Source organism: Microbacterium sp. B24 (assembly GCF_000333415.1).
GTDB lineage: Bacteria > Actinomycetota > Actinomycetes > Actinomycetales > Microbacteriaceae > Microbacterium.
In genome coordinates this window covers 1-231 of sequence record NZ_BADB01000525.1, presented here as the reverse complement: position 1 = coordinate 231, position 231 = coordinate 1, and the positions used below count along the sequence as shown (strand labels likewise).

The window sequence follows — 231 nt, the reverse complement described above, 5'->3', positions numbered from 1 at the left end:
ATCATTCCGGCATGGGTCGATCCGGTGACGGTGCAGACGATGATCGTGTCGAAGAAGACGCCGAGCTGCTTCTCCTGCTCGGCGACTTCGAACGCCCAGTTGGCGAAGCCCAGACCTCCGAGCGGGTGCTCGCTCGCTCCGGCGGGGATGGGGTAGGGCGTACCGCCGCCGGCTTCGACCTCGGCCAGCGCCTGCTTCCACGAGTGCTCTAGAGGATCCCCGGGACCGGCT

Annotated in this window: 1 pseudogene; it reads right to left on the bottom strand. The window is 67.1% G+C overall.

The features are described from left to right. Nucleotides 1-231, bottom strand: a pseudogene (locus I5I_RS15555) (1-aminocyclopropane-1-carboxylate deaminase); the annotation flags it as partial.